At 33.2% G+C, this 7,871-nt stretch carries 7 protein-coding genes and 3 tRNA genes; 7 read left to right on the top strand and 3 right to left on the bottom strand.

The window, feature by feature from the left end:
- Positions 1 to 335 precede the first annotated feature (335 nt).
- On the bottom strand, positions 336 to 1,865 hold the full coding sequence (gene guaA, locus B0A58_RS14010; RefSeq protein WP_014083835.1) for a glutamine-hydrolyzing GMP synthase: 1,530 nt from the start codon (positions 1,863 to 1,865) through the stop codon (positions 336 to 338).
- Between the two features lie 192 nt (positions 1,866 to 2,057).
- Here guaA and B0A58_RS14005 point away from each other — a divergent pair, with 192 nt between their 5' ends.
- Positions 2,058 to 2,777 carry a DUF4369 domain-containing protein gene (locus tag B0A58_RS14005; RefSeq protein ID WP_014083836.1) on the top strand — a complete coding sequence of 240 codons (720 nt, stop codon included), beginning with the start codon at positions 2,058 to 2,060 and terminating at the stop codon, positions 2,775 to 2,777.
- A gap of 213 nt (positions 2,778 to 2,990) precedes the next feature.
- On the opposite strand, the gene B0A58_RS14000 is transcribed toward B0A58_RS14005, so the two are convergent.
- Complete coding sequence (locus B0A58_RS14000; protein WP_243389505.1) at positions 2,991 to 3,665, bottom strand: M15 family metallopeptidase; 675 nt, start codon at positions 3,663 to 3,665, stop codon at positions 2,991 to 2,993.
- A gap of 133 nt (positions 3,666 to 3,798) precedes the next feature.
- Between B0A58_RS14000 and B0A58_RS13995 the strand changes: the two genes are divergently transcribed.
- The 6 genes from B0A58_RS13995 to B0A58_RS13970 all read left to right on the top strand — a co-directional run bounded on the left by B0A58_RS13995 (position 3,799) and on the right by B0A58_RS13970 (position 7,379).
- A tRNA-Ser gene (locus tag B0A58_RS13995) sits at positions 3,799 to 3,885 on the top strand.
- A 15-nt stretch (positions 3,886 to 3,900) separates the two neighbouring features.
- Positions 3,901 to 3,975, top strand: a tRNA-Pro gene (locus B0A58_RS13990).
- 17 nt (positions 3,976 to 3,992) lie between these two features.
- A tRNA-Arg gene (locus B0A58_RS13985) sits at positions 3,993 to 4,066 on the top strand.
- Positions 4,067 to 4,257: 191 nt separating this feature from the next.
- The gene (locus B0A58_RS13980) at positions 4,258 to 5,436 is read left to right on the top strand and encodes an acetyl-CoA C-acyltransferase (RefSeq protein WP_089081576.1); all 1,179 of its coding nucleotides are present in this window, start codon (positions 4,258 to 4,260) and stop codon (positions 5,434 to 5,436) included.
- 24 nt (positions 5,437 to 5,460) lie between these two features.
- Positions 5,461 to 6,222, top strand: coding sequence for a C40 family peptidase (locus B0A58_RS13975; protein ID WP_014083839.1), 762 nt, complete (start codon positions 5,461 to 5,463; stop codon positions 6,220 to 6,222).
- An 86-nt stretch (positions 6,223 to 6,308) separates the two neighbouring features.
- A complete protein-coding gene (locus B0A58_RS13970; RefSeq protein ID WP_089081575.1) occupies positions 6,309 to 7,379 on the top strand; it encodes a serine hydrolase domain-containing protein in 1,071 nt (356 codons plus the stop codon).
- Positions 7,380 to 7,391: 12 nt separating this feature from the next.
- Here the strand turns inward: B0A58_RS13970 and ytxJ are convergent, their stop codons facing one another.
- Complete coding sequence (gene ytxJ, locus B0A58_RS13965; RefSeq protein ID WP_089081574.1) at positions 7,392 to 7,718, bottom strand: bacillithiol system redox-active protein YtxJ; 327 nt, start codon at positions 7,716 to 7,718, stop codon at positions 7,392 to 7,394.
- Positions 7,719 to 7,871 lie beyond the last annotated feature (153 nt).

Below are 7,871 nucleotides of genomic sequence, written 5' to 3'. Positions count from 1 at the left end.
AATCGTTGCAAAGCTGGGCTACGGAACTATTTTTTTTTAATAATTTTAGCAAAAAAGAACAAGTAGATTGGACTATTTTATAGGTATATTTGGTATTAGTCAATATCTAATAATTTTAAAAAATAAAAAAAACCTACCATATAATAAAATACAGCAGGTAAGTTTTAAAAATAGATGTTCCCATCTACTAACAGAAATGATATAGCGATTAATCAAATTCTATTTTACACACAAATATTCAAAAAATATTTACGTTGCTGATCAACAAAATATTTTTTTATATTTTATTTTCAGCAAAAAAACACTGTAGATTGGCTATATGAGATCCTCTTATATTATTCCCATTCTATAGTTGCTGGGGGTTTAGAGCTTATGTCATACACCACTCTATTAACACCTTTAACTTTATTAATAATATCATTTGATATTTTCATCAAAAAATCATAAGGCAAGTGTACCCAGTCGGCAGTCATTCCGTCAGTAGATTCTACAGCTCTTAGTGCAACTACTTTTTCATAAGTTCGTTCATCGCCCATAACTCCAACACTATTAACTGGCAGTAAAATAGCACCTGCTTGCCATACTTTATCATATAATCCCCACGACTTTAAACCTTCAATAAATACGGCATCAACTTCTTGTAAAATAGAAACTTTTTCGGGAGTAATATCTCCTAAAATTCTTATAGAAAGTCCTGGACCTGGAAACGGATGACGCCCCAAAAGCTCTGGATCTATTCCTAATGTGGCCCCTACTCTTCTTACTTCGTCTTTAAACAACATACGAAGGGGTTCTACAATTTTCAACTTCATATAATCAGGCAAACCACCCACATTGTGATGCGATTTGATTGTAGCCGATGGGCCTTTTACCGAAACAGATTCAATAACATCTGGATAAATGGTTCCTTGTGCGAGCCATTTTACATCTTCAATAATTTTTGATTCGTCGTCAAAAACTTCTACAAAAACCCTTCCAATGATTTTGCGTTTGGTTTCAGGGTCACTTACACCCGCTAACTCATTCAAAAATCTGCTGCCTGCATCAACTCCTTTTACATTGAGCCCCATTCCTTTATATTGGTCTAGAACTTTTTGAAATTCATTTTTGCGTAGTAAACCATTATTTACAAATATACAATACAAATTTTTACCAATCGCTTGGTGCAACAAAACAGCTGCCACCGTAGAATCTACACCACCCGATAGCCCTAAAACCACTTTGTCATTTTGAAGTTTTTCTTTCAATTCTGCAACCATATCGGTTACAAAAGCATTTGGTGTAAAATTTTGAGGCACTTCTGCAATTTTAACCAAAAAATTCTCTAACATTTTAGTTCCTTCTGTAGAATGATATACCTCTGGATGAAATTGTATGGCATAAGTCATTTCGCCTTCTATACGAAAAGCTACATTTTCTACGTCATGAGTACTGGCCAGTTTTATAGCATTTGTAGGCAACGATTTAATAGTATCTGAATGACTCATCCAAACTTGAGAATTTTCAGAAATTCCTTCAAAAAACAATTCGTTTTCTTTGATATAATGCAAATGGGCTCTACCATATTCTCTAATATTGGATGCAGCCACTTCGCCTCCACTAAAATGTGCCAAATATTGTGCTCCATAACACACAGCCAACAAAGGCAAATGGCCTCTTATTTGAGACAAATCGGGGTGCAAAGCATCTGCTGCTCGAACAGAAAAGGGGCTTCCGCCTAATATTACTGCTTTGTAGGAAGACAAATCACTTGGTATTTTGTCATAAGGAAATATTTCGCAGAATATGTTTAATTCGCGAACTCGTCGGGCAATCAATTGGGTATATTGCGACCCGAAATCTAGGATAAGTACGTTTTCTTGCATGGTCGCAAAATTACTTTTATTTTTATTTAATTAAAAAAATGAACCCTTTTTTTTATCATTTTTTTTCAAAATTTGTTACAAAAATCCAAAAACAATCGATTTAGAGGTATTATTTGCATTTTTAATCCATAAAATAGGTTGGGTTTAGCATTTTTTTTATTCATTTGCACAAAATTAAAAAATACATTAAAAATGAAAAAAATTATATTACTAACCTTTGGTTTGTTTTTATTTTGGGCTTGCAACGAAAAAAAATCTGATACTAATTTACATATTACAGGTAAAATAAAAGGATTGAAAAATGGAACTTTATACATTCAAAAAGTAGTAGATACCAGTTTGGTTGTTTTAGATACCATTAAAATAGATGGAAATGATACATTTGAAAGCCATTTAAAAATTGACTCGCCAGAAATGTATTACTTATTTTTAGACAGAGGCGTTACCAATTCAAAAGATAATAATTTGTTGTTTTTTGCAGAACCAGGCAACATTACTATCGAAACTACTCTCGACAAATTTTTGTATGATGCCCAAGTAACGGGGTCTAAAAACAATGATTTATTTGTTGAACATAAAAAAATAACATCAAAATACAATGAAGAACATTTGAATTTGTTAGAAGAAAAATTTTTTGCTACCAAAACAAAAAATACCAAAAAAGTGGACAGTATCAATGCAGTTCAAAATGCAAACCTGATTAGAAAATATTTATATACCGTAAATTTTGCCATCAATCATCGTGATTATGAGGTAGCTCCTTATATCGCACTTTCTGAAATTTATGACGTCAATATGAAATATTTGGACACCATTCAAAAATCGATGACACCAAAAGTTGCCCAATCTACTTACGGAAAAAAATTAACTCAATTTGTAGCAGACCGCAAAAAGCAAGAACAAGGACAGTAATCTTATCCAAAATAGCAAGAAATACATCCTGTTTCTGCCATTTTTTTCAACTTAAATTAAGCGTTAGACCTTATAATGAAATCTAAAAAATACAATAAACTTTAATTTGTATGTATTACTAACGCTTAATTTGTGTTTTAAATCTTTTCATTACATCTTTCACAATAATATATTATTGGTATTTTTGAATGATATTTAAAAATAATAATATATTTAATTACAATTCCATTTAAAATTAGAAATTTTTTCTGAAAATCCAGTTTCCAAATTGTAATGCCACCATTCCGATTCAAAAATTTTGAAACCGTGTAATTCCATCCCTTTTTTCAACATTTTTCTGTTACACAACGCTTCTTCTGTCAATAATTGATAATCATGTGCCGCTTCTGGACCAAAAAAATCAAAAGCTGTACCCATTTCTAACTCGTTACCACAAAAATCTACCAAAGTCAAATCAACTGCTGCACCTCTATTGTGCACAGAACCTCGAACTGGATTGGCAACATAATTGGAATTTGGTACAATTTTCCACATTTTTTTTTGAATATCCAAAGGTCTGTAACAATCAAAAAGTTTGATTTTATAGCCTCGTTCCATAAAATAACGTTGTGCTTGGAGCAAGGCAACAACTGTTTTATATCTCAATAAACAAACTTCACAATCATATACTTGTTGTTTTAAAAAATTATCATGGGTAGCATATTTCATTTCCAACACAAAATCTTTGCTAAAGTCCCATATATTGACAAAAGTAGAATCGTTTTTTGGAATTTTAAGTAGCTTTTCTGCCGATTTAGTTTTGGAATTTGATTTTTTGATTTGAGAAAACACCAAAAAAGGCAGCATAATAAGGGATATCAGTAAAAAAGATTTGATTTTTTTAAACATATATAAGCTTGTAAATGAGTAAGTTCGTTTGAATAAAGAACAAAATTACAAAAAAAAATGATTTTTTTGTTGTTTCAAACAAAAAAAGTATATATATTTGCAACCGCTTAAAAGAATTACGATCATTGAGTTTGGAGAGTTGCCTGAGAGGCCGAAAGGACATGTTTGCTAAACATGCGTATGGGAAACTGTACCAAGGGTTCGAATCCCTTACTCTCCGCAAAAAATTAATATTCGGGGTGTAGCGTAGCTCGGTTATCGCGCCTGCTTTGGGAGCAGGAGGCCGCAGGTTCGAATCCTGCCACCCCGACTTTTTTTAAACTAAATGGAGGCATAGCTCAGCTGGATAGAGCACCTGCCTTCTAAGCAGGCGGTCGAAGGTTCGAATCCTTCTGCCTTCACAAAAACCTTCTCATTTCGAGAAGGTTTTTTTGTTATAGGTGGTCTTTATTTTTTATCAATAAAAAATTCCTAACATTATAGTTTAAATTGATGTTTTTTTTATTAAATTCGCAATTCAAATAACCAAAAAATTGCATTATGATACTATTAACAGTATTGTAAATAACCTATAACATTAAATTAGAACATGATGAGTAAAAAAATTGTAATCGTTTCAGCAGTAAGAACACCAATTGGTAGTTTTATGGGGGCTTTATCAACAGTTTCGGCACCACAATTAGGAGCAGTAGCTATAAAAGGAGCTTTAGACAAAATCCAATTAGACCCACAATTGGTAGATGAAGTTTTGATGGGCAACGTAGTGCAAGCAGGTGTTGGACAAGCTCCAGCCCGACAAGCGGCACTTTTAGCTGGGCTTCCAAATACAGTGGTTGCTACAACCATCAACAAAGTGTGTGCCTCTGGAATGAAAGCTGTCATGCAAGGTGCACAAGCCATTTTAGCTGGCGATGCCGACATCATTGTGGCGGGTGGCATGGAAAATATGAGTCTTATTCCACATTACGTTGCTATGCGAAATGGAGTGAAATTTGGCCCTACTTCAATGGTCGATGGCATGCAAAAAGATGGATTAACAGATGCTTATGATCAACAGGCTATGGGGGTTCATGCAGATAGTTGTGCAACTGAATACCAAATTAGCCGACAAGAGCAAGACGATTTTGCGATTACATCATACAAACGGTCGGCAGCAGCCTGGGAAGCTGGTAAGTTTGACAATGAAATTGTTCCTGTCAGTATTCCACAACGCAAAGGGGAACCCATCATTTTTGCAAAAGACGAAGAGTTTACCAACGTAAAACTTGATAAAATACCGCAGTTAAATCCTGTTTTCACAAAAGACGGTACTGTTACAGCGGCCAATGCTTCGACTATTAATGATGGTGCAGCAGCCGTTATTTTGATGACAGAAGAAAAAGCTTTAGCATTAGGCTTAAAGCCTTTGGCCTATATCAAAGGCTATGCAGATGCAGCACAAGAACCAAAATGGTTTACTACTGCTCCTGCAAAAGCACTTCCAAAAGCCTTAGAAAAAGCAGGTATTACAATGAAAGAAGTAGAATATTTTGAATTTAACGAAGCTTTTTCTGTTGTTGGACTTGTAAATGCAAAAATTTTAGGCCTTCAAGCCGATAATATTAACGTAAATGGTGGGGCAGTATCATTAGGTCATCCGCTGGGCTGTTCTGGTGTACGAATTATTGTAACTTTATTGCATGTTTTAGAACAAAATAATGCAAAAATTGGTGCAGCAGCCATTTGTAACGGTGGTGGTGGTGCTTCGGCAATTGTTATTGAAAGATATTAAATGTTTAAATAAAAATTTTATGTAATGTTTGGAATTTGTAATTTATCAAACGTCCCATTAAGATGTGAACCCAACGACAGAAGCGAAATGGTTTCGCAAGTGCTGTTTGGCGAACATTTTAAAGTTTTGGACATTCAAAATCAATGGGTTAAAATTCATTTGGCCTTTGACGATTATGAAGGATGGATAGACCTAAAACAATTCCAAATCATTACAGAATTAGAATATAAAACATTAACCAAAAAAAAATTAATACTAAACGCAGATTTGGTCGAATATATTTCTAGCAATAATGGATTTTTGACACCGATAACTTTAGGAGCTTCATTATCTTTTTTAGACGAACCTTCGATTAATACGGATCAATATGAATTTACAGGCAATAAAATTTTCGGTAAAAAAGCTAAAAAAAATATCATCAAAACTGCGTATATGTATTTGAATGCCCCTTATTTGTGGGGAGGCAAAACACCTTTTGGCATAGATTGTTCTGGATTTACTCAAATGGTATATAAACTCAATGGACATAAGTTAAAAAGAGACGCTTCGCAACAAGCCAAACAAGGCGAAGCTTTAAGTTTTATTGAAGAAAGTCAAGCGGGTGATTTGGCTTTTTTTGATAACGATGAAGGAAATATTATCCATGTTGGCATCATCATGGAGGGCAATTACATCATTCATGCTAGTGGCAAAGTAAGAATTGATCGTCTTGATCATCTTGGTATTTTTAATGCTCAACAAAACAGACATACACATAAATTAAGGGTCATTAAAAAAATAATTTAAAATTACATTATTTTTATTTATAATGAATTAATAATAAAACTTCATTATTTTTTTAGTTTGTTAACTTAAAATACATAACTTACTATATGAAATATTTTATAACTTTTTGTTTATTAATCCTTTTAGCGTGTAGTAATGAAAATAATCCAGAAGTTACACAAGCAGAAGAGTCATTATATTTTCCGCCAATAGGCGAAAATAATTGGGAAACCAAATCTTTAACCGCCTTAGGTTGGAATACCCAAGCCGTAGTGCCTTTGTTGGATTATTTACAAAGTAAAAATACCAAATCATTTATCATTTTAGTTAACGGACGTATCGTTTTAGAACAATATTTTGATGGCCATACCTCAAGTTCATTATGGTATTGGGCTAGTGCTGGCAAAACACTCACGAGTACCCTAACGGGTATAGCCCAACAAGAAGGCTATATCAACATCAACAACAAGGTGTCTCAATATTTGGGTGTAGGATGGACCGCTGCACCTGTTGCCAAAGAAAATTTAATCACTTGCAAGCACCTGCTGAATATGACATCTGGGCTAGATGACAGCTTAGGAGATGTGGTTTTGCCAGCCAATTTGCAATATGTTGCAGATGCTGGAAGCAGGTGGGCATACCATAATGTGTATGTAAAACTACAAGATGTTGTAAGTAATGCAACAAATACCAGTTGGAATAATTATTTTAATATAAAATTACGGAATAAAATTGGAATGAGTACCACTGGCTTATGGAATAATACAGCCGATGGATTAAGAATATATTGGAGTGATACCCGAAGTATGGCCCGTTTTGGCTTGTTGATGTATAATCATGGTAAATGGCAAAATGAATCCATTGTCCATGAATCTTTTTGGTCTGAAGCCATCCAACCATCTCAAAATATCAATTTGTCTTATGGCTATTTGTGGTGGCTCAATGGCAAACCAAGTTACCATTTGCCACAAACCCAATGGCAGTTTACGGGAAGTTTAATTCCAACAGCACCAACCGATTTATACATGGCTTTGGGCAAAAACGACCAAAAAATATATATTGTGCCAAGTAAAAAAATGGTAGTGATAAGAATGGGAAATGCTGCAGACAATGTGAATGCAGCACTTTCTGATTTTGATGCTGTATTATGGCAAAAAATCAATACATTATTTCCATAAACATACAAATTTTTATATATTTGCAAGTTCTAAGGCATCTATCTCACTATGAGATGCGTTGAAAATGGCTTTTCCGTTTTCAATCAATATAATTTGCGGTGATTGATGTTCTACGGAGTAATCTTTAGCAATTTGATTAGAAATGAGACGGTTTGCTATCAAATCCAAAAAATAAGGTGTTATGCTGTTGTCTAAATTGAAATCTTTTTCAAATTGTTTTAAAGCCATTTTACTAACGATACAACGTGTACTATGCTTAAAAACAAGCATTTTTTTTTCAAATGATTCTTGTTTAATTTGCTCTAACTGAGTTAAATTTTCTAAAATATTCCAATTCATTTTGTATTTATTTATATATTATATTTTATTATTATTTAGAAATATAAGACTATTTATAATGCATTAAATTAAGAATTTATCTATTTATTTTACATCTAAATTCTACACAAAAATACATTTTAAATAATAAAGTAAATAATATTAAATGTTAAA

Source organism: Flavobacterium branchiophilum NBRC 15030 = ATCC 35035, from assembly GCF_002217205.1.
In the GTDB taxonomy this organism is placed as follows: domain Bacteria; phylum Bacteroidota; class Bacteroidia; order Flavobacteriales; family Flavobacteriaceae; genus Flavobacterium; species Flavobacterium branchiophilum.
This window is presented reverse-complemented; position numbering and strand designations above follow the sequence as displayed.